The sequence below is a fragment of the Gordonia sp. (in: high G+C Gram-positive bacteria) genome, from assembly GCF_047600565.1.
GTDB lineage: Bacteria > Actinomycetota > Actinomycetes > Mycobacteriales > Mycobacteriaceae > Gordonia.
On record NZ_JASGKN010000001.1, the window covers coordinates 1,128,605 to 1,152,671 of the forward strand.

26 protein-coding genes are annotated in these 24,067 nt (G+C 70.8%); 1 reads left to right on the forward strand and 25 read right to left on the reverse strand.

Going from position 1 to position 24,067, the window contains the following annotated elements:
• Positions 1 to 10 precede the first annotated feature (10 nt).
• The 19 genes from lgt to nadA form a co-directional block, all read right to left on the reverse strand.
• A complete protein-coding gene (lgt, locus tag QM774_RS05435) occupies positions 11 to 2,131 on the reverse strand; it encodes a prolipoprotein diacylglyceryl transferase (protein ID WP_414974906.1) in 2,121 nt (706 codons plus the stop codon).
• Between the two features lie 21 nt (positions 2,132 to 2,152).
• Positions 2,153 to 2,959, reverse strand: coding sequence for a tryptophan synthase subunit alpha (trpA, locus tag QM774_RS05440; RefSeq protein ID WP_414974907.1), 807 nt, complete (start codon positions 2,957 to 2,959; stop codon positions 2,153 to 2,155).
• On the reverse strand, positions 2,956 to 4,293 hold the full coding sequence (trpB, locus tag QM774_RS05445; protein WP_414974908.1) for a tryptophan synthase subunit beta: 1,338 nt from the start codon (positions 4,291 to 4,293) through the stop codon (positions 2,956 to 2,958). The genes trpA and trpB overlap by 4 nt, the downstream gene beginning before the upstream one ends.
• 51 nt (positions 4,294 to 4,344) lie before the next feature.
• The gene (trpC, locus tag QM774_RS05450; RefSeq protein ID WP_414974909.1) at positions 4,345 to 5,160 is read right to left on the reverse strand and encodes an indole-3-glycerol phosphate synthase TrpC; all 816 of its coding nucleotides are present in this window, start codon (positions 5,158 to 5,160) and stop codon (positions 4,345 to 4,347) included.
• Positions 5,161 to 5,258: 98 nt separating this feature from the next.
• A complete protein-coding gene (locus QM774_RS05455; protein ID WP_414974910.1) occupies positions 5,259 to 5,981 on the reverse strand; it encodes a TIGR02234 family membrane protein in 723 nt (240 codons plus the stop codon).
• Positions 5,974 to 7,533: an anthranilate synthase component I gene (locus QM774_RS05460; RefSeq protein ID WP_414974911.1), complete on the reverse strand. Its 1,560-nt coding sequence runs from the start codon at positions 7,531 to 7,533 to the stop codon at positions 5,974 to 5,976. The genes QM774_RS05455 and QM774_RS05460 overlap by 8 nt, the downstream gene beginning before the upstream one ends.
• Complete coding sequence (locus tag QM774_RS05465; protein WP_005935191.1) at positions 7,530 to 7,709, reverse strand: tautomerase family protein; 180 nt, start codon at positions 7,707 to 7,709, stop codon at positions 7,530 to 7,532. The genes QM774_RS05460 and QM774_RS05465 overlap by 4 nt, the downstream gene beginning before the upstream one ends.
• Positions 7,710 to 7,721: 12 nt before the next feature.
• The gene (hisI, locus tag QM774_RS05470) at positions 7,722 to 8,108 is read right to left on the reverse strand and encodes a phosphoribosyl-AMP cyclohydrolase (protein WP_414974912.1); all 387 of its coding nucleotides are present in this window, start codon (positions 8,106 to 8,108) and stop codon (positions 7,722 to 7,724) included.
• The gene (gene hisF, locus QM774_RS05475; RefSeq protein WP_414974913.1) at positions 8,108 to 8,893 is read right to left on the reverse strand and encodes an imidazole glycerol phosphate synthase subunit HisF; all 786 of its coding nucleotides are present in this window, start codon (positions 8,891 to 8,893) and stop codon (positions 8,108 to 8,110) included. Before hisF ends, hisI begins: the two co-directional genes overlap by 1 nt.
• The gene (locus tag QM774_RS05480) at positions 8,890 to 9,738 is read right to left on the reverse strand and encodes an inositol monophosphatase family protein (RefSeq protein ID WP_414974914.1); all 849 of its coding nucleotides are present in this window, start codon (positions 9,736 to 9,738) and stop codon (positions 8,890 to 8,892) included. The genes hisF and QM774_RS05480 overlap by 4 nt, the downstream gene beginning before the upstream one ends.
• 7 nt (positions 9,739 to 9,745) lie before the next feature.
• A complete protein-coding gene (gene priA, locus QM774_RS05485; protein WP_414974915.1) occupies positions 9,746 to 10,498 on the reverse strand; it encodes a bifunctional 1-(5-phosphoribosyl)-5-((5-phosphoribosylamino)methylideneamino)imidazole-4-carboxamide isomerase/phosphoribosylanthranilate isomerase PriA in 753 nt (250 codons plus the stop codon).
• Between the two features lie 33 nt (positions 10,499 to 10,531).
• Positions 10,532 to 10,861 (reverse strand): hypothetical protein, encoded by a 330-nt coding sequence (locus QM774_RS05490; protein WP_414974916.1) that lies wholly within the window; start codon positions 10,859 to 10,861, stop codon positions 10,532 to 10,534.
• Positions 10,858 to 11,499 (reverse strand): imidazole glycerol phosphate synthase subunit HisH, encoded by a 642-nt coding sequence (gene hisH, locus QM774_RS05495; RefSeq protein WP_414974917.1) that lies wholly within the window; start codon positions 11,497 to 11,499, stop codon positions 10,858 to 10,860. The genes QM774_RS05490 and hisH overlap by 4 nt, the downstream gene beginning before the upstream one ends.
• Positions 11,496 to 12,128, reverse strand: a complete 633-nt coding sequence (gene hisB, locus QM774_RS05500; RefSeq protein ID WP_414974918.1) for an imidazoleglycerol-phosphate dehydratase HisB — start codon at positions 12,126 to 12,128, stop codon at positions 11,496 to 11,498. Before hisB ends, hisH begins: the two co-directional genes overlap by 4 nt.
• Entirely contained in the window at positions 12,125 to 13,339 is a 1,215-nt protein-coding gene (locus tag QM774_RS05505; protein WP_414974919.1) for a histidinol-phosphate transaminase, read from the reverse strand. The genes hisB and QM774_RS05505 overlap by 4 nt, the downstream gene beginning before the upstream one ends.
• On the reverse strand, positions 13,336 to 14,658 hold the full coding sequence (gene hisD / locus QM774_RS05510) for a histidinol dehydrogenase (RefSeq protein ID WP_414974920.1): 1,323 nt from the start codon (positions 14,656 to 14,658) through the stop codon (positions 13,336 to 13,338). Before hisD ends, QM774_RS05505 begins: the two co-directional genes overlap by 4 nt.
• A 503-nt stretch (positions 14,659 to 15,161) precedes the next feature.
• A complete protein-coding gene (locus QM774_RS05515) occupies positions 15,162 to 16,055 on the reverse strand; it encodes a type IV toxin-antitoxin system AbiEi family antitoxin domain-containing protein (protein ID WP_414974921.1) in 894 nt (297 codons plus the stop codon).
• A gap of 47 nt (positions 16,056 to 16,102) precedes the next feature.
• Positions 16,103 to 17,011: a carboxylating nicotinate-nucleotide diphosphorylase gene (nadC, locus tag QM774_RS05520; RefSeq protein WP_414974922.1), complete on the reverse strand. Its 909-nt coding sequence runs from the start codon at positions 17,009 to 17,011 to the stop codon at positions 16,103 to 16,105.
• Positions 17,012 to 17,015: 4 nt separating this feature from the next.
• Positions 17,016 to 18,026 carry a quinolinate synthase NadA gene (gene nadA / locus QM774_RS05525; protein ID WP_414976598.1) on the reverse strand — a complete coding sequence of 337 codons (1,011 nt, stop codon included), beginning with the start codon at positions 18,024 to 18,026 and terminating at the stop codon, positions 17,016 to 17,018.
• 182 nt (positions 18,027 to 18,208) lie between these two features.
• On the opposite strand from nadA, the gene QM774_RS05530 reads away from it, so the two are divergent.
• A complete protein-coding gene (locus tag QM774_RS05530) occupies positions 18,209 to 18,922 on the forward strand; it encodes an NUDIX hydrolase (RefSeq protein WP_414974923.1) in 714 nt (237 codons plus the stop codon).
• Here the strand turns inward: QM774_RS05530 and QM774_RS05535 are convergent.
• From QM774_RS05535 to QM774_RS05560, 6 genes are read right to left on the reverse strand one after another with little or no spacing between them, the layout of a single operon-like run.
• Positions 18,900 to 19,469: a hypothetical protein gene (locus QM774_RS05535; protein WP_414974924.1), complete on the reverse strand. Its 570-nt coding sequence runs from the start codon at positions 19,467 to 19,469 to the stop codon at positions 18,900 to 18,902. The two genes, QM774_RS05530 and QM774_RS05535, sit on opposite strands and share 23 nt — an antisense overlap.
• A 5-nt stretch (positions 19,470 to 19,474) precedes the next feature.
• A complete protein-coding gene (locus QM774_RS05540; protein ID WP_414974925.1) occupies positions 19,475 to 19,723 on the reverse strand; it encodes a hypothetical protein in 249 nt (82 codons plus the stop codon).
• 22 nt (positions 19,724 to 19,745) lie between these two features.
• Entirely contained in the window at positions 19,746 to 20,786 is a 1,041-nt protein-coding gene (gene bioB / locus QM774_RS05545; RefSeq protein WP_414974926.1) for a biotin synthase BioB, read from the reverse strand.
• On the reverse strand, positions 20,783 to 21,532 hold the full coding sequence (bioD, locus tag QM774_RS05550) for a dethiobiotin synthase (protein WP_414974927.1): 750 nt from the start codon (positions 21,530 to 21,532) through the stop codon (positions 20,783 to 20,785). The genes bioB and bioD overlap by 4 nt, the downstream gene beginning before the upstream one ends.
• Entirely contained in the window at positions 21,529 to 22,680 is a 1,152-nt protein-coding gene (locus tag QM774_RS05555) for an 8-amino-7-oxononanoate synthase (protein ID WP_414974928.1), read from the reverse strand. The genes bioD and QM774_RS05555 overlap by 4 nt, the downstream gene beginning before the upstream one ends.
• Positions 22,677 to 23,996: an adenosylmethionine--8-amino-7-oxononanoate transaminase gene (locus tag QM774_RS05560; RefSeq protein WP_414974929.1), complete on the reverse strand. Its 1,320-nt coding sequence runs from the start codon at positions 23,994 to 23,996 to the stop codon at positions 22,677 to 22,679. Before QM774_RS05560 ends, QM774_RS05555 begins: the two co-directional genes overlap by 4 nt.
• Positions 23,997 to 24,067 lie beyond the last annotated feature (71 nt).

The following is a 24,067-nucleotide window of genomic DNA, read 5'->3' on the forward strand; positions in this document are numbered from 1 at the left end:
CCTGCCGATGCTATCCGTTCGAGCCGGAACCTTCCTGCCCGGCCTCGGCGGCCCCGTCGACGGCCTTCTTCGCGGCCTCGTCCACCGGCGCGTCGCCGCTGCCGTGCACGGCGTCTTCGACGGCGTCGGAGACCTTGTGTGCGGCCTTGCGCGCTTTACCCAGCACCGACTCGGCGGCTCCCTCGGCGGCTGCCGCGGCCTTGGCCGCGGTCGCCTTCGCGGTCGTCGCCGCGCTCGCCGGAGCCGGGTCGGCCGGGGTATCGGCCGCGGGAGCGTCGGTGGCCGGAGCGTCGGTGGCCGGCGTCTGGTCGGCAGGCGTCGTGTCGGCGTCCGGAATGTCCTCCGCCGGCTTCGTCTCGTCCGCCGGCGCATCCTCGGTGGGCTTCGCGGCGTCCGCCGGCACCTCGTCGACCGGAGCGTCCTCGGTCGGCTTCGCATCGTCTGCGGGCGCCACGGGTGTCGCCTCGTCCTGCGCCGGCGCCTCCTCGGCGGCCGCGTGGGTCGGATCGGCGGCCGGCTCGGTGGTGGCCGAACCGATGATCACCATCGCCACGTCCTCCGCATCCGACGGGACCTCCCGGATCTCGATGCCCCCGAAGTTCTCCGGCGGCGCCGACTCGACGGTCGCCGGCGGCACGGCGGCCGCCTCGGGCGCGACAGGCGCCTCGGGCGCGGCAGGGACGTCGGGCGTAGCGGGCACGTCGGGCGTAGCGAGCGTCTCGGGTGCGGACGGTGTCTCGGGCGCCGCAGCGGCGGGAGCCGAGGGCACCTCCGGCTGATCCGCGGTGAGGTCGTCCCAGGTCTGAACCTTCGTGAACGCGCCGGTCGCCGGCTCGGCCGGGGCCGCAGCGGGCTCGGCGGCCGGCACCGGTTCCGGAGCAGCCTCGTTCGCCGGAGCAGCCTCGTTCGCCGGAGCGGTGGGAGCGGCGGGCGCCGTGTCGGCCTTGTCCGCGGACTTCGCCGCGGCAGCGGCACCGGCGGCGGCCGCGGTCGCCGCAGCGGCGGCGGCAGCCCCCAGGCCGGTCTCGTCCTGGGCGGCCGGCCGGTCGTCGGCATGCCAGTCCGGGGCCTGGTAGTCGTCGTCGTCCAGCCAGCGCTTGCGTTTGGCGGGCGCCGCGGCCTTGTCGGCCGGTGGTGCGACGGCGGCGGGCACGGGCTCCGCCGGTGCGGGCTCGTCGTCGAGCGTCGGTGGCACGTAGCCCACCTCGCCCAGTTCTTCGAGTTCGGCCGCCTTCCGCGGCAGATACATCTCGAGTCCGGTCTCGCGGCCGCGCGGCGCCATCAGGAAGTACAGGGCACCGCACAGGACCACCAGCGCCGACACGAAGACGTTGATGCGGATGCCGTGCAGATGGGTCGCGTAGTCGCTGCGCATGAGCTCGATACCGAAACGGCCGGCACTGTAGAGCGCCACATACAGCGCGAACAGACGGCCGTGGCCGATGCGGAAGCGCCGGTCCACCAGGACCAGGATCGCCGCGACCACGAGGTTCCAGAGCAGCTCGTACAGGAACGTCGGATGCACCACGGCCAGGACGTTGCCGTTCGAGTGACCGGTCATCAGGTCACACCCGGCGGTGTTGATCGTGTAGCACCCGACCGTGCCGTCCGAGTCGACGCGCTGGAAGATCTCCAGACCCCACGGCACCGTCGTCGGACGGCCGAACAGCTCCTGATTGAAGTAGTTGCCGAGGCGGCCGATCGCCTGCGCGACGATGATCGCGGGCGCGAGAGCATCGCCGAACGGCGGAAGCTCGATGCCCTTCCAGCGGCAGCCGACCCAGGCGCCGAACGCACCGAGCAGGACCGCACCCCAGATACCCAGGCCGCCGTCCCAGATGGCCAGGGCCTGGCCGAATCCCTTGCCGCCCTCGCCGAAGTACGTGCTCCAGTCGGTGAGGACGTGGTAGACGCGGCCACCGACCAGACCGAACGGCACGGCGATCAGGGCGACGTCCAGGACGTCGCCGGGCTGGCCGCCGCGGGCACGCCAGCGCTTGTCGCCCCACCAGACGGCGACGATGATGCCGACGATGATGCAGAGCGCGTAGGCGCGGATCGGCACGGGGCCGAGTTGCCACACGCCCTGCGGCGGGCTCGGGATGTACGCGAGAAGAGTGGTATCGCTCACGCAGCAACCCTAACGGACTCGCTACGCGGTGCGGGCGCGCACGCCCTCGGCGAGTTGGGAGATGAGGTCGGTGACGGCGGCGGGACCCTCGTCGGCGGCGGTGACGATCGCCGATCCGACGATCACGCCGTCGGCGTAGCCGGCGATCTCGGCGGCCTGTTCCCGGCTCCGGACGCCCAGTCCGAGACCGATCGGGATGTCGGACACCTCACGGATACGCGCGCAGAGTTCCGGTGCCAGATTCGACACCTGGTCACGGGCACCGGTCACGCCCATGGTGGACGATGCGTAGACGAATCCCCGGCAGTGGTCGAGGGTCATCGCGAGACGTTCCGGCGTCGAGGACGGCGCGACCAGATAGATCCGGTCCAGGTCGTGGGCGTCGGCGGCGGCCTCCCACTCGCTCCCCTCCTCGGGAATGAGATTGGGGGTGATGATGCCCAGGCCGCCGGCCGCGGCGAGATCCCGCGCGAAGGCGTCGACGCCGTACTTGAGTACGAGATTCCAGTAGGTCATCACCACGGGTGCCGCACCTGCGTCGGCGACGGTCTCGACGGCGCGGAAGACGTCCCGGACCCGGCTCCCGTTCTCCAGCGCCACCTGCGTGGCCTCGGCGATCGTCGGCCCGTCCATCACCGGATCGGAGTACGGGATGCCGATCTCGACGATGTCGCTGCCGGCCTCGACCATGGCGCGCAGAGTGGTCAGCGAGTCGGTGACCGTCGGATAGCCGACCGGGAAGTAGCCGATCAGCGCGGCACGGTCGTCCTCGCGGCAGGCGGCGAAGGTGTCGCCGAGCCGCGAGGCCGGTGCGGTGGTCTGGCTCATCGGCCGGTCTCCTTCGTCTCCTGGGTGGCCTGCTGTTCGGCCTTCTTCTGGGCCGCGTACTCGGTTTCCGACGGCGGCTTGCCGAACAGCCCGAACCACTTCGCGGCCGTGTCGACGTCCTTGTCGCCGCGCCCGGAGAGGTTGACGACGATGATCGCGCCCTCCCCCAGCTCGCGGCCCAGTTGTAGCGCTCCGGCCACCGCGTGGGCCGACTCGATCGCCGGAATGATGCCTTCGGTGCGGGACAGCAGGGCGAGTGCGTCCATGGCCTCGGTGTCGGTGATGGGCCGGTATTCGGCGCGCCCGACGTCCTTGAGGTGGGCGTGCTCGGGGCCGACACCCGGGTAGTCGAGTCCGGCCGAGATCGAATGCGATTCGATGGTCTGTCCGTCCTCGTCCTGCAGCAGGTACGAATAGGCGCCCTGGAACGCACCGGGGCTGCCCCCGGTGAAGGTCGCGGCGTGCCGTCCGGTCTCGACGCCGTCGCCGGCCGCCTCGAAGCCGACCAGCCGGACCCCGGTGTCGTCGATGAACGGGTGGAAGATGCCGATGGCGTTCGAACCTCCGCCCACGCAGGCGGTGACCGCGTCCGGCAGACGTCCGGCCTGCTCGGTGATCTGGGCGCGGGCCTCCATGCCGATGATCCGCTGCAGATCGCGCACCATCATCGGGAACGGGTGCGGGCCAGCCGCCGTGCCGAAGCAGTAGTAGGTGTTGTGCGCATTGGTCACCCAGTCGCGCAGCGCCTCGTTGATCGCATCCTTGAGGGTGGCCGAGCCGGTTTCGACGGCCACCACGTCGGCCCCGAGCAGACGCATGCGGGCGACGTTCAGCGCTTGACGTTCGGTGTCGACGCGCCCCATGTAGACGACGCACTCGAGGCCGAGCAGCGCGCAGGCGGTGGCGGTGGCCACGCCGTGCTGGCCGGCACCGGTCTCGGCGATGACGCGGGTCTTGCCCATCCGCTGTGCGAGCAGTGCCTGTCCGAGGACGTTGTTGATCTTGTGCGAGCCGGTGTGGTTCAGATCCTCGCGCTTGAGGAACAGGCGGGCGCCGCCGGCCTCCGGTGCCAGGCGCTTGGCCTCGTACAGCGGTGACGGCCGGCCGGTGTAGTCGCGCGCAAGCCGGTCCAGCTCGGTGAGGAAATCGGAGTCGGTGCGCAGCTTCTCGTAGGTCGAGGTGGTCTCCTCGATGACCGCCATCAGTGCCTCGGGCACGTGACGTCCGCCGAATACGCCCCAGTGGCCCAGTTCGTCGGGGCCGAGTTCGCTGCGATCGGAGACTCCGTCGCTGGCGAGGGGGAAGCGTTCTTCGGTGTCGGGGGTGTCACTCACCCTCTCAGTATCCCCTGCGGCGCCGGGAGTCCGCGACCGGGCCGGGTGGGGTCAGCGCGAGGGCTTGGGGCAGGACGGGTGCGCGCCCGCGGTGACCAGGTCCGAGACGGCCTGGCGCGGGTCACCGCTGGTGACCAGTCCTTCGCCGACGAGCACCGCGTCGGCACCGGCACCGGCATAGGCCAGGAGGTCGGCGGGCCCCCGGACCCCGGACTCGGCGATCTTGACCACGTCGGACGGCAGGCCGGGCGCGATCCGGGAGAACACGTCCCGGTCGACGTCGAGGGTCTTGAGATTGCGCGCGTTGACGCCGACGACGGAGGCTCCGGCCTCCAGCGCCCGGTCCGCCTCCTCTTCGGTGTGCACCTCGACGAGCGCCGTCATGCCGAGCGATTCGGTGCGGTCGAGCAGCGAGGCGAGCACCTTCTGTTCGAGGGCGGCGACGATCAGCAGGATGACGTCCGCACCGTGGGCACGGGCCTCGTGGATCTGGTACGGGCCGACGATGAAGTCCTTGCGCAGCACCGGGATATCGACGGCGGCACGGACGGCGTCGAGGTCGTCGAGGCTGCCGTTGAAACGCCGCTCCTCGGTGAGGACGCTGATGACGCGGGCGCCGCCGTCCTCGTAGGACTTGGCGAGGTCCGCGGGGTCGGCGATGTTGGCGAGCGATCCCTTCGACGGGCTGGCGCGCTTGACCTCGGCGATGACACCGATGCCCGGCTGGCGCAGGGCCGCGGCCGCATCGCGCGGCGCCGGCGCCTGCTCGGCGGCCTTCTTGACGGCGGCGAGGTCGACGACGGATTCGCGTGCGGCCACGTCGGCTTTGACGCCCTCGATGATCGAGTCGAGCACTGTGCCGGTCATCCGAATCTCCCCTCCGTCTCGCCGGTGCGATGGGTCCAGATTAGAGACCCCCCGAACGGCCCGCCTGAGCGGGTCCCGGCTACCGGCGGGTAACCACTTCAGGAGCGGGTGTCGGGATCATCGGTCGGATCGACACCGTGGTCGAGGGCCTCCCACAGCTCGCGTTCGGTGCCGCCGGGCGACGTGTCGGCGTCCGCGGCGTCGTCGCCGGCGGCGAGGCGGCGCTCCCGCTCGGCGAAGGCCTTGCGTTCGAGCTCTTCACGGCGCGCGGCCGGCGAGGTGTACTTGGACGACATGCCCGTCGAGGCGGCCGACGCCGACCTCAGCATCATGATCGCGCCGATCAGCACCCAGACGGCGGCGAAGATCACCACATAGCCGGGGAACGTCTTCGCCGAGACCGAGATGATCTGGTAGTTCGACGGGATGTCCACCGTGCCGGCCGCATAGAGGTTGTTCTCCCCCGCGGTGATCAGCGAGATCGCCGGAATCGATACGGCGACCGCGCCCAGGGCGACGATCACCGCGACCACCCGGCGGGCGATGCCGCGGAACGCGAACTGGGCGACCCCGGCGGCGGCGAGCGCCCCGGCGACCGCGACCAGCCACGGGCTCCAGTCCGAACCGTGCACGTCGTAGGTGTGCGGCGCGCCCTGGCCGTCGGCCGCGAACACCTGCGACCACACCAGGCGCGAAGACACCCACAGAAGCACCGCGCCGACGAGCAGGAAGAACAGGGCGATCGCCTGCCGCTTGCGTCCCTCGGCCGCGTCGTTCACCGGGCGCCCGGCGGCACCGTCCGGGTCGGTCTGGTCACTCATCGTCGCCTCCCACCGGGGCCATGGTCTCGGCCGCGGCGATCGCAGCGAGCACCGCGCTCGCCTTGTTCCGGGCCTCGTTGAACTCGTATTCGGCGTCGCTGTCGGCCACCACACCGGCACCGGCCTGCACGTAGGCGTGCCCGCCGTGGTCGCCGGGCGCCATCAGGGCGGTGCGGATCGCGATCGCGGTGTCCGCGTCGCCGTTGAAGTCGAGGTAGCCCACGATGCCGCCGTACAGTCCGCGGCGAGTGATCTCGTTCTCCTCGATCAGCTCCATCGCCCGCACCTTCGGGGCGCCGGTCAGGGTGCCGGCCGGGAAGCAGGCGGTGACGGCGTCGAGTGCGTGCTGGTCGTCGCGCAGCCGGCCCGTCACCGTCGACACCAGGTGCATGACGTGGCTGTAGCGCTCCACCCGCCGGTAGTCGTTCACCCGGACGGTGCCGGGTTCGCAGACCCGCCCCAGGTCGTTGCGTCCCAGATCGACCAGCATGAGGTGCTCGGAGTTCTCCTTCTCGTCCTCCAGCAGACCCTTGGCCAGGAGCTGATCCTCCTCCTCGGTGGCGCCGCGCCAGCGGGTGCCCGCGATCGGGTGCGTGGTGGCGACGCCCTCGCTGACGGTGACCAGCGCCTCGGGCGACGAGCCGACGATGGTGAACGGTCCGGCCCCCACGCCGCTGCTGCCGACACCGGGCAGGCGCAGCAGGTACATGTACGGGCTCGGGTTCCAGGCGCGCAGCACGCGGTAGACGTCCACCGGGTCGGCGTCGGTCTCCATCTCGAAGCGCATCGACGGCACCACCTGGAACGCTTCACCGGCTTCGATCGCCTCGATCAGACCGCCCACGATCGGCCGGAACTCGTCGAGTGTGCGCTGCGAGGTGTAGTCCGGTGCCGGACGGTGGAAGGACGACACCGTCGACGGGGCCGGCGCGGCGAGCGCGGCGGTCATGGCGTCCAGTCGCGCCACCGCGTCCCGGTAGGCCTCCTCGGCGCGCTCGTCGCTGCCGTCGAAGTTGATGGCGTTGGCGATCAGCGTGATGGTGCCCTCGTGATGGTCGAAGGCCGCCAGGTCGGCGACCAGCAGCCAGAACATGTCGGGCAGGCCGAGATCGTCGACGGTGTGGGAAGGCAGACGTTCCAGGCGCCGCACGAAGTCGTAGGCCATGAAGCCGACGAAGCCGCCGGTGAGCGGCGGCAGGTCCGGCATGCGGTCGGTGTGCAGCAGTTTCAGCGACTCCGCCAGCGCTGCCAGGGGGTCACCGTCGGTCGGGGCGCCGGCGGGAACCGTGCCCCACCAGTGTGTCTGTCCGTCCACGACGGTCAGCGCCGACGGCGAACCGGCGCCGATGAACGACCACCGCGACCACGACTGGCCGTTCTGCGCCGATTCCAGCAGGAAGGTGCCCTCCTTCGGTTCTCCCGACGCGTCGGCGGCCAGCTTGCGGTAGGCCGACAGCGGGGTCTCCGAGTCGGCGAGCAGCTTGCGGGTCACCGGCACCACGCGGTGGTCGGCGGCCAGGTCGAGGAAGGTCTCCAGGGTAGTGGTGCTCATCCGAGCGGTACCCCGCCGACGCCCCACTGGGTGCGCGGCACCTCGGTGATGGTCACCCACACCGAATCGGGGTTCTTGCCGGTCGCCCGGGCGTAGGCCTCGGTGACGGCGGCGATCGTCTCGTTCTTGACCCGGTCCGAGAGGCCCGGGGTCTGCGAGATCTGGATGAGCGGCATGCTGCTCCCTCTCTACTGGTCGTTCGGCTGGTCGGTCGGCGCGTCCGGGATCGCGAACTCCAGCGGCTCGGTATCGAAGCAGCTGTGCGATCCGGTGTGGCAGGCCGCACCGGTCTGGTCGACGGTCAACAGCAGGGTATCGCCGTCGCAGTCGAGCCGGATGTCGTGGACGTACTGGGTGTGGCCGCTGGTCTCGCCTTTGACCCAGTACTGCTGCCGGGACCGTGAGTAGTAGGTGGCGCGGCGGGTGGCGAGGGTGCGCGCGAGCGCCTCATCGTCCATCCACGCCATCATCAGCACGTCACCGGTGCCACGTTCCTGGGCGATGGCGGCGAACAGGCCGTCGTCGTTGCGCTTGAGCCGGGCCGCGAGGTCGGCGGGAAGAGCTGCGTCGGACATCAGTCGTGCTCCTTCCGGACGGTCACACCGTCGGCGGCGAGAGCGTCCTTGACGTCGCCGATGGACACTTCGCCGAAGTGGAAGATCGACGCGGCCAGCACCGCGTCGGCGCCGGCGGCGACGGCGGGCGGGAAGTCGGCGGCCTTGCCGGCGCCCCCGCTGGCGATCACCGGAATGCTGACGGTGGCCCGCACTGCGTCGATCATGCGCAGGTCGAAGCCTTCTTTGGTGCCGTCGGCGTCCATCGAGTTGAGCAGGATCTCCCCGACCCCCAGCTCTTCGCCGCGCCGGGCCCACTCGACGGCGTCGATGCCGGTGCCCTTGCGGCCGCCGTGCGTGGTGACCTCCCAGCCGGACGGGGTGGGTGCCGAGCCGTCGGGCACCGAGCGCGCATCGACGGACAGCACGATGCACTGCGAGCCGAAGCGGCGGCTCATCTCCTCGAGCACTTCGGGCCGGGCGATCGCCGCGGTGTTGACGCTCACCTTGTCGGCACCCGACCGCAGCATGGTGTCGACGTCGTCCACCGTGCGGATGCCGCCGCCCACGGTGAGCGGAATGAAGATCTGGTCGGCCGTGCGCTTGACCACGTCGATCATCGTCGAGCGTCCCGAGCTGGACGCGGTGACATCGAGGAAGGTGAGCTCGTCCGCGCCCTCGGCGTCGTAGCGGGCCGCCAGCTCCACCGGATCGCCGGCGTCGCGGAGATTCTGGAAGTTGACGCCCTTGACCACCCGGCCGTCGTCGACGTCCAGGCACGGGATGACACGTACTGCGAGGGTCACTGCTTCTTCTCCGGAACGGGTTGGGGCTGCGGCCAGGAGCCGTCGGCGATGACGGCCAGGAGTTCGTCGTGCACGCCGGGTGCGGCGGCGACCAGGGACGGTGTGGACACGGTCCACGGTCGTCCGTGGATGTCGGTGGCGACACCGCCGGCCGCCTGCACCAGGACGGCACCGGCGGCGTGGTCCCAGGCGTAACGCCCGTACGAGACAGCGCCGGCGAGCCCGCCGCCGGCCACGAACGCCATGTCGATGCCGGTGCAGCCGTGGATGCGGATCCTCGCCTGCCGGCGGGTGAGCTCGTTGTGGACCCGGGCGCGCTGATCGCCGGGGAACAGTCCCTTCGCGCCGACCGTGTACGAGACGTAGCCGATCGCCGAGCCGTGCAGGCTCGTCTCGGTCAGCCGGGGCGCCGGCACACCGTCGATGAGCAGCGGTCCTCCGGAGTAGGCGGTGTAGGTGCGGCCCAGACACGGAACCCAGGTCAGCCCGATCACCGGGACACCGTCGACGGCCAGAGCGACCAGCATGGCCGTCAGCGGCAGTCCGGCCGAATAGTTGAAGGTCCCGTCGATGGGGTCGATCAGCCAGACCGGACCGTCGGTGAGGTCGGCGCCCCCGAACTCTTCCCCGTGCACCGGGAATCCGGTGCGTGCGGCCAGTTCCCCGCCGATCCGCTTCTCCAGCGACAGGTCCACTTCGGTCGCGAAGTCGGTGCCGTGCTTGGCGACGGCGCTCGGTGCGCCGAGCCCGGCGAGGAACTCGGCGGACGCCGCCTCGAGGATGTCGGCGGCCACGGCCAGGAGCCCGGGAAGATCCGGGTCCGCCGCGGTGCCGGGGGTGGTCATGCTCGTCTCACCGGTCCTCGCCGGCGACCGCTGCGAGCGCCTGCGGCAGGGTGAACCGTCCGGCGTACAGGGCTTTGCCGATGATCGCGCCCTCCACGCCGATACCGGTCAGACCGGCGATGGCGGTGAGGTCGTCGAGCGCGGAGATGCCGCCGGACGCGACGACCGGCGCGTCGGTGGCCTTCGCGACCTGCTCCAGCAGTTCCAGGTTCGGCCCGGTCAGGGTTCCATCCTTACTGACGTCGGTGACCACGTAGCGGGCGCAGCCGTCGCCGTTGAGCCGGTCGAGGATCTCCCACAGGTCGCCGCCGTCGGTGACCCAGCCGCGACCGCGCACCCGGTAGCTTCCGGTGTCGTCACGGAGCACGTCGAGACCGACCGCGATCTTGTCGCCGTGCTCGGCGATCGCCCTCGCGCACCACTCCGGGTTCTCGATGGCCGCGGTGCCCAGGTTCACCCGGGTGCAGCCGGTGGCGAGAGCGGCGGCCAGGGAGCCGTCGTCGCGGATGCCGCCGGACAGTTCCAGCTTCAGATCCAGTTCGCGCGCCACCTCGGCGATCAGTTCCCGGTTCTGGCCGCGTCCGAAGGCGGCGTCGAGATCCACCATGTGGATCCACTCGGCGCCGTCGGCCTGCCAGGCCAGGGCGGCGTCCCGCGGCGAACCGTACGACGTCTCCGAGCCGGCTTCGCCCTGCACGAGGCGCACCGCCTGACCGTCGACGATGTCGACGGCCGGCAGCAGTTCCAGGGTCTGACCCATTGTTCTCTTCGGTCCTTCGTCAGTGGTTGTTCGTCAGTCGTTGCCGACGGTGTTCGTGCCGTCCGTCTTCGCGCCGGCCTCGGCTTTGGCTTTCGCCCGGGCCCGCGCTTCGTCGAGTGCCTGCTGCATCGGCCGCATCTCGCGGCGCGCGACCAGCGCGATGACCGCGACGGTCAGCACCACGGCCAGCACCGCGACCGCCAGCGCACCACCCGGCGAATGCTTGCCCAGCACCACGATCGCCGGCACCGACAGCAGCAGCACCAGTCCGGCCGCACCCAGTGCCCGGGTCGCCATCCGGCCGAACGAGAACACCTCCCGCGGGTCCGTCACCGGTGCCGCGTCGCGGTCCCGGGCGCTCACAGCGTCGCCACCCAGTTTCTCAGGAGCGCGCCGCCGACCGCACCGGACTTCTCCGGGTGGAACTGCGTGGCCCACAGCGGCCCGTTCTCGACGGCCGCCAGGAACGGTCCCCCGTGCTCGGCCCAGGTCAGCGTCGGCGCCTGGATCGGCGATCCCTCACTGTCCATCGCCCACGACTGCGCCGCATACGAGTGCACGAAGTAGAACCGGGACTCCGGGTCGATGCCCGCGAACATCTGTGAGTCGTCGGGTGCATCGACCGTGTTCCAGCCCATGTGCGGCAGAACGGGAGCCGGCAGCCGGGTGATCTCACCGGGCCATTCGCCGCAGCCGTCGGCTTCCACGCCGAACTCGACACCCCGCTCGAACAGGATCTGCATGCCGACGCAGATCCCCAGCACCGGACGGCCGCCCGCGAGGCGCCGGCCGATGATCCGGTCGCCCTTCACCGCGCGCAGACCTTCCATGCAGGCCGCGAACGCCCCGACTCCGGGCACCAGCAGACCGTCGGCGTTGATCGCGGTGTCGAAATCCGAGGTGATCACCACCTCCGCACCGGCACGTTCGAGTGCACGATGACCGGACCGGACGTTGCCCGACCCGTAGTCGAGCAGCGCCACCTGCGGTGCTGCCGTCACAGCGCTCCCTTGGTGGACGGGATGCCCGTCGCCCGCGGGTCGGCTTCGACGGCGGCGCGCAGCGCCCGCGCCACGGCCTTGTACTCGGCTTCGGTGATGTGGTGCGGGTCGCGGCCGTAGAGGACGCGGACGTGCAGGGCGATGCGCGCGTTGAGGGCGAGCGACTCCCACACGTGCTTGTTGATGACCGTCGCATACGACGTGATCGGATCGGCCTCGGTGCCACCCGAGTAGCCGCCGATGATCGACGTCAACAGGTGGTCGGGCTCTCCCACGCACACGCAGTAGGGGCGGCCGGAGACGTCCACGACCGCCTGGGCGAGGGTCTCGTCCATCGGGATCCAGGCGTCGCCGAACCGGCGGATGCCCTTCTTGTCGCCGAGCGCCTCACCGATGGCCTGGCCGAGCACGATCATCGTGTCCTCGACGGTGTGGTGGGCTTCGATCTCGATGTCACCCTTGGCCTGCACGGTCAGGTCGAAGCTGCCGTGCGCACCGAAGGCGGTCAGCATGTGGTCGAAGAACGGCACCTGCGTGGAGATGTCGGTCTTGCCGGTGCCGTCGAGGTCGATCTCGACCACGATCGACGACTCGCGCGTGGTGCGCTCGACTCGTGCCTTGCGGCTCATGAGGTGGCCTTTCGATCGGTTGCTGTGGTGGCGGGTGCCGTTCGCAGGCTCCCGGTGTCGGCCAGCTGCCGGCTGACCTCGAGGAAGACGTCGTTCTCGGCGGGCAGTCCAATGGTCGCACGCAGACGGTGCGGAATGCCGACGTCGCGGATCAGCACGCCGTGGTCCAGGTACCGCTGCCAGCCGGCGGCCGCATCGGTGAACTCGCCGAACAGGATGAAGTTGGCGTCGGACGGCACCACGTCGTAGCCCATGGCGGTCAAGGCCGCGGTGACCCGTGTGCGTTCGGCCACGATGGCGGCGACGCCGGCGAGCGTCTCCGCGGAGTGCCGCAGCGCCACCCGGGCCGCGGCCTGGGTGAGCACCGACAGGTGGTACGGGAGTCGCACCAGCAGGAGTGCGTCGATCATCGCGGGGGCCGCGGCCAGGTAGCCGAGACGTCCGCCGGCGAAGGCGAACGCCTTGCTCATGGTGCGGCTGACGATCAACTTCGCCGGGTAGTCGTCGATCAGGGCGACCGCGCTCGGTTGCTCGGAGAACTCCCCGTAGGCCTCGTCGACGATCACGATGCCGGGTGCGGCGTCGAGGATCCGGCGGAGCTCATCGAGGGTCACCGAGCCCCCGGTCGGATTGTTCGGGGAGGTCACGAACACGATGTCGGGACGTCGTGCCTCGATCTCCCCGACCGCGTAGTCGACGTCGAGCCCGAAGTCGGCGCCGCGTTTCGCGTCCAGCCAGGTGGTCTGGGTGCCGTCCGAGATGATCGGGTGCATCGAGTACGACGGGGTGAAGCCCATCGCGCTGCGGCCGGGTCCGCCGAAGGCCTGCAGGATCTGCTGCAGGATCTCGTTGGAGCCGTTGGCCGCCCAGATGTTCTCCCCATCGAGCCGGACGCCGGTGGCCTCGCTCAGGTAGTCGGCGAGGTCGGTCCGCAGCGCGACCGCGTCGCGGTCCGGGTAGCGGTGCAGCTCTCCGGCGCAGTCGGAGACGGCCTGCGCGATGTCGTCGACCAGTGCCTGGCTCGGCGGGTGCGGGTTCTCGTTGGTGTTGAGCACCACCGAGACGTCCAGCTGCGGCGCGCCGTAGGCGCTCTTGCCGCGCAGCGAGTCCCGCAGCGGCAGATCGTCGAGCGTCGCCCGGCTCCCCGGCGTCGCTGAACTCGCCGCTCCTCGAGCCTGTCGATCCGCTCCTTGAGCCTGTCGAAAGGTCATCGGCTGGATCCGAAGCGCGCGGTCACGGCGTCGCCGTGGGCCGGGAGGTCCTCGGCCTGCGCCAGGGTGACGACCTGGCCGGCGACGTCCTGGAGGGCGTCTTTGTCGTAGTCGATGACGTGGACGCCGCGCAGGAAGGTCTGCACCGACAGACCGGACGCGTACTTCGCCGATCCGGAGGTGGGCAGCACGTGGTTCGATCCGGCGCAGTAGTCGCCGAGGCTGACCGGTGCGTACGGACCGACGAAGATCGCGCCCGCACTGGTGACCTGGTCGGCGATGCGCTGGGCGTCGCGGGTCTGGATCTCGAGGTGTTCGGCGGCGTAGGCGTCGACCACGGCGAGTCCGGCGTCGATGTCGTCGACCAGCACGATGCCCGATTGCGGGCCGCTCAGCGCCGTGGTGACGCGTTCGGTGTGTTTGGTGGTCGCGGCCTGACGCTGCACCTCGGCGTCGACGGCATCGGCGAGGGTTTCGCTGTCGGTGACCAGCACCGACGCCGCGAGGACGTCGTGTTCGGCCTGGCTGATGAGGTCGGAGGCGAGGATGACCGGATCGGCGGAGTCGTCGGCGAGGATCGCGATCTCGGTGGGTCCGGCCTCCGAGTCGATGCCGACGACGCCGCGGACGAGACGTTTGGCGGCGGTGACGTAGATGTTGCCGGGGCCGGTGATCAGGTCGACGGGGTCCAGGTCGCTGCCGTCGACGTCGGTGCCGCCGTAGGCGAGCAGGGCGACGGCCTGGGCGCCGCCGACGGCCCACACCTCGTCGACGCCCAGGAGGGCGCAGGCGGCGAGGACGGTCGGGTGCGGCCAGCCGCCGAAGTCGGCCTGGGCGGGCGAGGCGACGACCAGCGAGCCGACGCCGGCTTCCTGGGCGGGAACCACGTTCATGACGACGCTCGACGGGTAGACGGCGTTGCCGCCGGGTACGTAGAGGCCGACGCGGCGGACCGGAATCCATTTCTCGGCGACGGTGCCGCCCGGCACCACCTGGGTGACGGTGGTGTTGCGGCGCTGGTCGGCGTGGACGAGGCGGGCGCGGCGAATGGACTCTTCGAGTGCCGCGGTGACGGCGGGGTCGAGGTCTTCGCAGGCTTTGGCGATCACGTCGGCCGGCACCCGTACCGATGCGGGACGGACCCGGTCGAACTTCTCTGTGTAGTCGAGTGCGGCCTGTGCACCGTGCTCGGCGACCGCTTCGACGACCGGGGTGACCGTGGGCAGCACGGCGTTGACGTCGGTGCCTCCGCGCGGCAGGGCCCGACGCAGCTGGCTGAGCGTCGGGGTCTGACCGCGAAGGTCGGTGCGGGCGAGCATGGGCTGGCACTCCGTTCGAAGGGGGATCGCCGTCGTCACTGCGATCTGGGTACCCGTCCAGGATATGCGGTGTCCGCCAGCGCTTTTACCTCCGGTCACTCCCGGCGTTTCAGATTCCGCACAGCACGTGATCCGAGCAACACCATGAGGAGCGCGGAGCCTCCCGCATACACCACGTACCGCGTTCGTTGCTGCGCACATTGCGCCGCACTCCAGTCGTCCCGAGTCTCTCGGTGGAGCTTCTCGGAGGTCGGGGAGGTGAGAACCGCCGCCGAACACCCTTGAGGTGGAGAGAGAAGGAAATAGAGAGTGGCCGCGACTGCAGCCAGCGCAAGGAATCCCAGCACCAGCCCGACTCCTTGTTCGGCCGTCGCCGGCGATCGGCGACTCTCCGGCGGCGGAAGGTCATAGTTCGGGCTCATGGCGGCGACCGTAGCCTCCCGCTCGACGGAACACGGGAATTCGGTCATCTGGTGACCGTTTTCCCGTGTTCTCAGGAGTTCTCAGGAGAGTTCGGCGCGGCGTTCGGCGAGGGCTTCCGCGAGTTGCCGCAGGCAGTCGCCGGGCTCGTAGGTGAGCTGGTGCCAGGTGAAGGACAGCACGATCCAATGCGCCGCTGACAGGGCGTTCCGTTTCCTCCGGTCGCGGTCGAACTGATCGACCCCGTGGTGGTATGACCATCCGTCGATCTCCACCGCCACCTTCTCCACCGGCCAGGCGATGTCGACCGGCCAGCGACCGAACCGATACTGGAGCACCCAACCGGTGATCCGTTCACCCTTCACCAGCGCCAGGAACGCCCGTTCGGCGGCCGACTCCGTGTCGCCACCGGCGATCTTGAGTAGTCGGCGTGCTTCGGCGAGACCGCGCAGTCCGGCGTTCCTGTCCGCTGCGGCGGTCAGGTCCGCCAGGGTCACGGGCTGCCGCTGTAACGCCCGGTCGATCACGCGCGCCCCGTCACTGACCTGGGCGGCAGCCGTCAGCACGGTGATGGCCAGGGCTGTCACCGCGAGCCCGCGAAGGTCGATCACGTCCGTCGGGTGATAGCGACGCACGATCGCATCGACCGGGCACTCGGTCCACGTCGCCGGCCGCCGGGAGTCCCGTACGGCCAGGGTGAGCGGCGTTTCGCACTCGCCCTGGAGGCCGTGCCACCACGCAGCGGTCGTCCGATCGGCGACCGCGCCGTGGGCGGCGACCGCCGCACGCACGAGCGCCGCCTCGGAGTATTCGTGCGATGCGGAGCGGTAGACGCCGTGTGCCACGTGTTTCCAGGCACCGGTCCGGACCCGGTGTCTGATCTGCGCCGGCGTCAGGCCGCAGGCCATCGCACGATCCGTGGTGATCACACCGTCGCGGCAGGCGAGTTCGGCTGCCAGTTCCCCACTGTCCCCCATACGGGATGAGACGCGCGGGAGCGTGTCGCGGTTCCGGCGACTCGCCGCTACCAGTCCAGGCCGAGGTCGAGAACGGTGACCGAATGCGTCAGGGCGCCGACCGCGAGATAGTCGACACCGGTGCGGGCGTAGTCCATGGCCTCGTCGAGCGACAGACCACCGGAGGACTCCAGCTTGGTGTCGGGGCTCTGCGCGTCGCGACGCTGCACGGCCATCTGGGTGGCCCACGGCTCGAAGTTGTCGAGCAGCACCAGCTGCGGCTTCAACGGCAGCACCTCGTCGAGCTGGTCCAGCGAGTCGACCTCCACCTCGACCGGCAGCTCCGGTGCGGCGGCCCGCACCGCGGTCAAGGCGTTCGCGACACCGCCCGCAGCGACCACGTGATTGTCCTTGATCAGCGCGGCATCACCCAGACCCATGCGATGGTTCACGCCGCCGCCGGCGCGGACCGCGTACTTCTGCAGGAACCGCATTCCGGGCAGCGTCTTGCGCGAGTCCCGGATCTTCGTTCCCGTCCCGTCGACCGCATCCACCCACTGCGCGGTGGCCGTCGCGATGCCGGACAGATGGCACAGCAGGTTCAGGGCGGTGCGTTCGGCGGTCAGCAACGACGCGGCCGGAGCCTTCACCGCCATCACCACCGTGCCCGGCTCGACGCGGCTGCCGTCGGTCAGTTCCGAGGACACCGTGTAGTTGGCAGAACCGATCACCAGGTCGAACACGGCCCGCACCACCGGCAGTCCGGCGATCACACCGGCCTGACGGCTGACGATCTCGGCATCCGCCACCGTCTCCGGCGGCACCGTCGCCAGGGTCGTGATGTCCGGCCCGTAGCGCAGATCCTCGTCGAGTGCCGTGGAGATGAGCGCGAGCAGTTCCTCGGTGACCGTGAAGTCGAGCGTGTCCGCCGCATCCTCCTGGCCGATGAAGCCGCTGTCCCCTGTGCTCGCGTTCACCGGATCATTCACCGCTTCCCGGATTGCCGATGGCGATCATCCGCTCGACGCTCTTGCGGGCGCGTTCGGCCACGTCCGGTGCCACGTGCACCTCGTCCTTGCCTTCGCGCAGTGCGCGCAGCAGTGCCGCGGGCGTGATCATCTTCATGTACGGGCAGGCGGCGCGCGGATTCACCGGCTGGAAGTCGACCTCCGGGGCCGCCGCACGCAGCTGATGCAGCATGCCGATCTCGGTGGCCACCAGCACCTGCTTGGCGTGCGAGCCGCGGGCCTCGTCGACCATGCCGCCGGTGGAGAGGATGTGCACCTTCTCGCTCGGCACGGCACCCTCGCCGGCCAGGTAGAGCGCCGACGTCGCACAACCGCACTCGGGGTGGATGTACAGCTCGGCGTCCGGGTGCGCGTCAGCCTGCTCGGTCAGTTCGTCGCCGTTGATGCCGGCGTGCACATGGCATTCACCGGCCCAGATGTGGATGTTGTCCCGCCCCGTCTCGCGCTTGACGTGCGCGCCCAGGAACTGGTCGGGAAGAAACAGCACTTCGGTGTCCGGATCGATCGAGGCGACCACGTCGACGGCGTTCGACGAGGTGCAGCAGATGTCGGTCAGTCCCTTCACCTCCGCGGTCGTGTTCACGTACGAGACGACCAGGGCGTCCGGGAACTCGGCCTTCCACTCGCGGAGCTCGTCGGCGGTGATCGAGTCGGCCAGCGAGCAGCCCGCCCGCTCGTCCGGGATCAGCACCCGCTTCTCCGGGCTCAGGATCTTGGCGGTCTCGGCCATGAAGTGCACACCGCAGAACACGATCTCGTCGGCCTCCACCTCGGCCGCGATCCGGGAGAGGGCCAGCGAGTCGCCGACGTGGTCGGCGATGTCCTGGATGGAGGGCAGCTGGTAGTTGTGCGCCAGGATGACGGCGTTGCGTTCGGCCGCCAGACGCTTGACCTCGGCGGCCCAGGCCTCGTCGGGCTCGATGCCGCCGTAGGCGGGCGGGATACCGTGCCGCGGGTCGGGCATGCCGAGGTCGGTCTCGGTTCGGCGGATGGTTCCAGAGGTCATCGCGACTGCACTCCTCTTCGCTGGTCCCCGGGCACCGGGCTGTGGCCCCGGAGGGGTTTTCGACCGTAGATCGAAAACTGTTCCCTCATCGTAACACCGGGCTGCGCCGGGGCATTCCCTCCCGACCTAGACTCGTGCCCATGCCGACCGATACCGACGTGCCCCAGGTCGAGGTGCCCCATGTCGAGGTACCCCATATCGAGGTGCTCAGCGCCGTGTTCCGGGTGAACGCCGAGGACGGCGACGCGTCGCTGCACGTCCTGCTGGCCCGGGACCCGGACTCCGGCTGGCGGCTGCCGGGCGGCGACGTCGGTCCGCGCGAGACCCTCGAGGCGGCCGCCGAACGTCACCTGGGCGCCCAGTGCGGTCTGACCAGGATCGCCCATCTGGAGCAGTTGGCACTGCTGTCCGATCCCGATCGGGTGCCGGCATCCCGGACCATCGCCTCGACCTATCTGGGTCTGGTGCCCGCCGACGTTCCCGCCGACCCCGCCGCCGCGGCGGCCTGGGTGGATGTGGACGATCTGCCCGCTCTCGCATACGACCACGCCGAGATCGTGCGGCTCGCCCGCGGACGGCTGGCGGCGAAACTGTCGTACACGAACATCGCGTTCGCGTTGGCTCCCGGCCAGTTCCCCATGTCGGAGCTCGCCGAGATCTACGGTGCCGCGCTCGGCTATCCGGTGGACGCCACCAATCTGCTGCGGGTGCTGTCCCGGCGCGGTGTGGTGGTCGCGACCGGCACGGTCGGCCGGACCGGCCGGTCCGGCGGCCGGCCGCCGTCGCTCTACACGTTCGCCGACGACGCCTTGGTCGTGACGGACGAGTTCGCTACGTTGCGCCCTCCGCCGTGACCGGGATCGGCGCGAAACCGTCGTCGGCCGGGTCGCCGTCGCCGACTCCCAGATCCTGACTGTTCGATGCGGTCGCCAGGAAGAAGCAGGTCAGTGCGGCCAGTCCGGGGGCGATCACCAGCAGCAGCCACGGGGCTGGCTGGTTCGCCAGGCTCGCGTTCTTGAGCCAGAGGTCGATCACCGACGGGTAGGTGCCGTCCTTGTGCGGGTTGAGCTCGGGGACGCGCAGCTTCGCCAATCCGGTGCCGGCCGCCATCGCGATGCCGCCGCCGGCGAGGGCCGCGGCGACCGTGTAGAGGACGGAGAGGGGCCCGCGGGTGCGCGGCATCCCGAACCAGACGACGAGTGCCACGAGGATCCCGAGGACCGCCGCGATCACGGCGTAGACGGCGACACCGCTGTAGATGCGGTCGACGGAGGCCATCGGGATTCCGGCGTCGCCTCCGGAGACGACGACGTCGGGGCGCGGGGCGAACAGCGCCCATGCCGCACCTGCCGCCACCGCGAGGATCAGCAGGGTGGCGGCGACGCCGAGTGCGCGCACCATGGGTTTCATCGCTCCCCCAGTTCGGTCGAGTCGATGACGCCGTGCCGTGAGCAGCGTGCCTCCCAGCCGTCGGGGCGGACCTGCACGACCATGCGGCGTCCGCATCGCCCGCAATACCGCGGCGGTTCCAGTCCGAGGCGCGCCGCGGCCGGGACCGTCTCGGGCGCTTCCAGGTCCAGCTCGATGCCGGTGTACACGCCGTAGCGCAACGGCTCGGTGAGCGGGCCGGGCACGCTCGTCATCGCTTCACTCATCGCTGACGACGCTACTCCGGGATCACAGGACGTCGCCCAGGGCCTTGATCGGCATCTCCAGGTCGGCGAGCAGATCGAGGTCCGATTCGGCCGGCCGGCCGAGCGTGGTCAGGTAGTTGCCGACGATGACGGCGTTGATGCCGCCGAGGATCCCCTGCTGGGCCCCGAGGTCGCCGAGGGTGATCTCGCGTCCTCCCGCGAACCGCAGGATGGTGCGCGGCAGGGCGAGCCGGAAGGCGGCGACGGCTTTGAGCGCCTCGGAGGCGGGCAGCACGTCGAGGTCGCCGAACGGGGTGCCCGGGCGCGGGTTCAGGAAGTTGAGCGGTACTTCGTCGGGATTCAGTTCGGCCAGTTCCGCCGCGAATTCGGCGCGCTGCTCCACGGTCTCCCCCATGCCGAGGATGCCGCCGCAGCAGACCTCCATTCCGGCGTCGCGCACCATCGAGAGGGTGTCCCACCGTTCCTCGTAGGTGTGGGTGGTGACGACGTTCGGGAAGTGACTGCGGGCGGTCTCCAGGTTGTGGTTGTAGCGGTGCACCCCCATCGCCGCGAGCTCGTCGACCTGCTCCTGCGTGAGCATGCCGAGGCTGCAGGCGATCTGGATGTCGACCTCGTTGCGGATCGCTTCGATGCCGGCGGCGACCTGGCTCATGAGTCGTTTGTCCGGGCCGCGGACGGCGGCGACGATGCAGAACTCGGTGGCGCCGGTCTTGGCGGTCTGTTTGGCGGCTTCGACGAGCGAGGGGATGTCGATCCAGGCGCTGCGCACCGGGGACGCGAACAGACCGGACTGGCTGCAGAAGTGGCAGTCCTCGGGGCACCCGCCGGTCTTGAGGGAGATGATCCCCTCGACCTCGACTTCGGGGCCGCACCAGCGCATGCGGACGTCGTGCGCCAGTTGCAGCAGCTCGGTGAGGCGATCGTCGGGCAGGGTGAGCACCTGCAGGATCTGGTCGCGATCGAGTGCCTCGCCGCGGTCGAGGACCTGCTCGCGTGCCACCGCGAGGATGTCGGGGCCGGTCTCGTCGCGGGCCGGTGTGGGCTGGTGGGCGGTGGTCGTCATCGGATGGCTCCTGAGTTGGTGTCGACGGTGGGCTGCGTGCTTGCCGGTGGTGGGCCGGCCGGACGCCACGGCGGTCTGTCCCACCAGCCGGGGGCCTCGGCGCGGAACCGGCCGGCGGCCAGCGCGCCGGCCCCGGCGGGGACGGCGCCGAGGATCGGTCGTCCGGTCAGGCGCGGCAGGTCGTCACGGTTGCAGGTCATCGCCAGGTCGGGCCGGGCGGGCCAGGATCCGAGGACCAGGCCGGCGACGTCGAGGCCGCGGTCGGTGAGGGCACGCACGGTGAGTTCGGTGTGGTTGAGGCTTCCGAGTCCGGGGTCGGTGACGACGATGACCGGCGCGTCCAGGTCCGCGGCGAGGTCGATGATCGTGAGGTCGGGTGCCAAACGCACCAGGACGCCGCCGGCACCCTCGACCAGGACCAGGTCGGCGGCGGCGGAGAGCCGATCGACGGCCGCCCGCACCGCCTCGACCGACAGCGGCGGTCCCCCGCTGCGCCGGGCGGCGGTCTCCGGCGCCAGTGCGTCCGGGTACCGCACGATCTCCGCGGTGGGCAGCGGGCCGGTGAGTGCGGTGACGGCGGCGAGGTCGCCGGCCTCGCCGGGGGCGACCCCGGTCTGGGCGGGTTTGCAGACGGCGACGGTCAGCCCGTCGGCGCGGGCGGCGGCCGCCAGTGCGGCGACGGCGACGGTCTTGCCGACGTCGGTGGACGTGCCCGTCACGATGAGCACTCGCGGCGAACCGGTCATCGGGCCCGCACCTGCTCGAGGGCCTCCTGCACGATCCCGGCGACGTCGCGGAGCGTGGCGTCGTCGAGGTCGGCGCGCACCGTCACCCGCAGCCGGGAGGTGCCGACCGGGACCGACGGAGGCCGGAAGCAGCCGACCAGCAGACCGCGGTCCCGGCAGTGCGCGGCGGCGGCGACGGCGTCGTTCGGGTCGCCGACGATCAGGGAGACGACCGCGGCCTGGGGGGTCGGCGCACCGACGGCCCGGGCGAAGGCGGCCGCCGAGGCCCGGAGCCGGACGGGCAGCTCGGGGTCGGCGCGCAGGATTCCGAGCGCGGCGTGGGCGGCGCCGACGGCGGCCGGGTTCAGTCCGGTGTCGAAGATGAAGGTGCGTGCACGATCGATCAGGTGGTCGCGGAGCCGCGCAGGCCCGGCGACGAGTCCACCCTGCGCGCCGAGCGACTTGGAGGCGACCGTCGTGACGACGAGGCCGTCGGCCCCGGACAGTCCGCATTCGGCGACCACTCCCCGGCCGCCGGGTCCCCGGACGCCGAGGGCGTGCGCCTCGTCGACCAGCAGGGTGGCGCCGTTGCGGTGAGCGGCCTCGTACAGGTCGGCGACGGGCGCGATCTCCCCGTCGATGCTGTAGACCGAGTCGGTGACGACCAGTGCCCGCTCCTCGGTGCGCTCGGACAAGGCGGCCCGGACGGCGTCGGCGTCTCCGCGGCCGACCACGACCACGCGTGCCCGGGACAGCCGGCAGCCGTCGATCAGCAATGCGTGGGTTCCGGTGTCGCTGACGATCAGATCGCCGCGACCGGCGAGCGCCGTGACGGCACCGAGATTGGCCAGGTATCCGGACGAGAACGCGAGTGCGGCGGGCGTGCCGAGGAAGTCGGCGACGTCGTCCTCGAAGTCGAGGTGCGCCTGCGTGGTGCCGGACACCAGACGCGACGACGTCGATCCCGCTCCCCAGGCGTCGACGGCGTGGTGAGCCCCGGCGATCACGTCGGGGTGGGTGGACAGGCCGAGATAGTCGTTGGACGCCAGGTTGACGTGCTGCGCATCGAGTGTGCGTGGTTGCGGTGAGCGGTGCAGGCCGGCCGCGGCGACGGCGGCCGCGTCGTCGGCGAGCCAGGCCAGCGGGTCGGTGTCGGCGGGCGCGGTCATGCGACCTCCTCGCATGTCGCGCGCAGGCTCGCCCGGGCGGCGGCGACCATGCCCCGCGCGATGGCGTCGACGTCGCCGTCGGTGCAGACGAACGGCGGCATGGCGTAGACGAGGTTCCGGAAGGGCCGGAGCCAGACGCCGGCGTCGACGGCCGCCGCCGTGGCCGCCGCCATGTCGACGTCCCGGTCGAGTTCGATCACGCCGATGGCGCCGAGGGTGCGGACGTCGGCGATTCCCGGCTCCCCGGCGAGGGCCGTCAGGCCCGCCGCCAGCCGCGCGCCGATCGCCGGAACCCGTTCCCGCCAGGTTCCCTCGTCGAGGAGGCCGAGGGAGGCGCCGGCGACCGCACAGGCCAGCGGGTTGGCCATGAAGGTGGGGCCGTGTGCGAGCCCGCCGGCCTCTCCCGCGCTGATCACGTGGGCGATCTCGTCGGTGGTCAGGGTGGCAGCGAGGGTGAGGTAGCCGCCGGTCAGCGCTTTGCCGACGCACAGGATGTCGGGGGCGATCCCGGCGTGTTCGACGGCGAACATGGTGCCCGTCCGTCCGAAGCCGGTGGCGATCTCGTCGCAGATCAGCAGGACGTCGTGCCGATCGCAGATCCGCCGGAGCCCGGCGACGATCTCGGGATCGTGGAAGGTCATGCCTCCGGCGCCCTGCACGACCGGTTCGATGATGACGGCGGCCAGCCGCTCCGCCTGGCCGCCGACGGCGTCGTCGAGCATCTGCAGGTAGGCCTGGACGGCGGCGGGATCGGCGCCGGCGGCCGGTGGGGCGTCCACGAAGGTCTGGTCGGGCAGGACGGACCGCCACATCGCATGCATGCCGCCGTCCGGGTCGCAGACGCTCATCGGGTTGAGGGTGTCGCCGTGGTAACCCCCACGCCAGGTCAGCAGCCGTGTGCGGCCGGGGCGGCCGCGACTGCGCTGGTACTGGACCGCCATCTTGATCGCGACTTCCACGGAGACCGATCCGGAGTCGGCGAAGAACACCTTGGTCAGCGGTTCCGGGGTGAGGTCGACGAGGCGTCGCGCGAGGTCGACGGCCGGCTGGTGGGTGAGCCCGCCGAACATCACATGGCTCATGTCGGCGAGCTGGGCGGTCGCGGCGGCGTCCAGGACGGGGTGCGCGTAGCCGTGGATGGCGGCCCACCAGGAGCTCATGCCGTCGATCAGCTCGCCGGTGCCGTCGGCCAGGTCGACGGTGATCCGGACGCCCGAGCACGAGCGCACGACCAGCGGCGCGGTGGCGGCCGGGAATCCGCCGTAGGGATGCCACACGTGGGCGGCGTCGAGCCGGGCGATCTCCGTCGCGTCCACCGTGCACCTCCTTGTCCCGGCCGGATGTCCTGAACACTGTACAGGGAGCACCTGTACGGCGTACAGGACGC

What these genes read in the sequence shown, in the direction of transcription:
- trpA (WP_414974907.1), bottom strand. Translation starts at nt 2,959, where the DNA reads ATGAGCCAGACCACCGCACCGGCCTCGCGGCTCGGCGACACCTTCGCC.
- trpC (WP_414974909.1), bottom strand. Translation starts at nt 5,160, where the DNA reads ATGACCGGCACAGTGCTCGACTCGATCATCGAGGGCGTCAAAGCCGAC.
- QM774_RS05455 (WP_414974910.1), bottom strand. Translation starts at nt 5,981, where the DNA reads ATGAGTGACCAGACCGACCCGGACGGTGCCGCCGGGCGCCCGGTGAAC.
- QM774_RS05460 (WP_414974911.1), bottom strand. Translation starts at nt 7,533, where the DNA reads ATGAGCACCACTACCCTGGAGACCTTCCTCGACCTGGCCGCCGACCAC.
- QM774_RS05465 (WP_005935191.1), bottom strand. Translation starts at nt 7,709, where the DNA reads ATGCCGCTCATCCAGATCTCGCAGACCCCGGGCCTCTCGGACCGGGTC.
- hisI (WP_414974912.1), bottom strand. Translation starts at nt 8,108, where the DNA reads ATGTCCGACGCAGCTCTTCCCGCCGACCTCGCGGCCCGGCTCAAGCGC.
- QM774_RS05480 (WP_414974914.1), bottom strand. Translation starts at nt 9,738, where the DNA reads ATGACCACCCCCGGCACCGCGGCGGACCCGGATCTTCCCGGGCTCCTG.
- priA (WP_414974915.1), bottom strand. Translation starts at nt 10,498, where the DNA reads ATGGGTCAGACCCTGGAACTGCTGCCGGCCGTCGACATCGTCGACGGT.
- hisB (WP_414974918.1), bottom strand. Translation starts at nt 12,128, where the DNA reads ATGAGCCGCAAGGCACGAGTCGAGCGCACCACGCGCGAGTCGTCGATC.
- QM774_RS05505 (WP_414974919.1), bottom strand. Translation starts at nt 13,339, where the DNA reads ATGACCTTTCGACAGGCTCAAGGAGCGGATCGACAGGCTCGAGGAGCG.
- hisD (WP_414974920.1), bottom strand. Translation starts at nt 14,658, where the DNA reads ATGCTCGCCCGCACCGACCTTCGCGGTCAGACCCCGACGCTCAGCCAG.
- QM774_RS05515 (WP_414974921.1), bottom strand. Translation starts at nt 16,055, where the DNA reads ATGGGGGACAGTGGGGAACTGGCAGCCGAACTCGCCTGCCGCGACGGT.
- nadA (WP_414976598.1), bottom strand. Translation starts at nt 18,026, where the DNA reads ATGCCCGACCCGCGGCACGGTATCCCGCCCGCCTACGGCGGCATCGAG.
- QM774_RS05530 (WP_414974923.1), top strand. Translation starts at nt 18,209, where the DNA reads ATGCCGACCGATACCGACGTGCCCCAGGTCGAGGTGCCCCATGTCGAG.
- QM774_RS05535 (WP_414974924.1), bottom strand. Translation starts at nt 19,469, where the DNA reads ATGGTGCGCGCACTCGGCGTCGCCGCCACCCTGCTGATCCTCGCGGTG.
- QM774_RS05540 (WP_414974925.1), bottom strand. Translation starts at nt 19,723, where the DNA reads ATGAGTGAAGCGATGACGAGCGTGCCCGGCCCGCTCACCGAGCCGTTG.
- bioB (WP_414974926.1), bottom strand. Translation starts at nt 20,786, where the DNA reads ATGACGACCACCGCCCACCAGCCCACACCGGCCCGCGACGAGACCGGC.
- bioD (WP_414974927.1), bottom strand. Translation starts at nt 21,532, where the DNA reads ATGACCGGTTCGCCGCGAGTGCTCATCGTGACGGGCACGTCCACCGAC.
- QM774_RS05555 (WP_414974928.1), bottom strand. Translation starts at nt 22,680, where the DNA reads ATGACCGCGCCCGCCGACACCGACCCGCTGGCCTGGCTCGCCGACGAC.